The organism is Mesorhizobium sp. M4A.F.Ca.ET.020.02.1.1, assembly GCF_004022645.1.
GTDB lineage: Bacteria > Pseudomonadota > Alphaproteobacteria > Rhizobiales > Rhizobiaceae > Mesorhizobium.
On record NZ_RZOI01001381.1, the window covers coordinates 1 to 472 of the forward strand.

A 472-nucleotide genomic window follows, 5' to 3' on the forward strand; every position below is an offset into this window, starting at 1 on the left:
AACAAGAGCCGGGCGGATGCGCACCGCTTCTATGAACGGCTCGGCTTCAAGGCGAGCCACATCGGCTACAAGCTGGAGCTCTAGCGGTTGGTGTCGTGGCTGTCGGTAATCGCGGCCGCAGCCTACATCTTGTCAGGTCCCGGGTCGCCGCCGGCGGCGGTGATTGCGAGCCGGCCCAGATAGTGCGTCCAGCCCTTCTCATGGCTGTCGCAAATCTCTCGGTCGGCAAGGCCGCTATGGGTGAGCTTGACCCGCGTTCCGCCGGACTCTTCGACCAGGTCGATTTCAACAAGGCTCGAACCCGGCGGAGTCTGGTCGTTGCCCTCCCAGCCGAAGCTGTAGGCAAGGCGGTGGACGGGTACGACCTCGGTGAATTGGCCGCGTGCCGTGGCCCTTCCTGCCAAATTCAGCAAGTAAAGACCGCCGGGGTTGGGTTCCGCCGTTGCCTCCGTTCCCATCCAGCGCACGATCT

At 63.8% G+C, this 472-nt stretch carries 1 protein-coding gene and 1 pseudogene; one reads left to right on the forward strand and one right to left on the reverse strand.

Annotation, left to right across the window (positions count from 1 at the left end):
- Positions 1–84, forward strand: a pseudogene (locus EN742_RS40310) (GNAT family N-acetyltransferase); the annotation flags it as partial.
- A gap of 38 nt (positions 85–122) precedes the next feature.
- On the opposite strand, the gene EN742_RS37255 reads toward EN742_RS40310, so the two are convergent.
- A partial coding sequence (locus EN742_RS37255; RefSeq protein WP_128334004.1) for an SRPBCC family protein occupies positions 123–472 on the reverse strand: 350 nt, incomplete at its 5' end.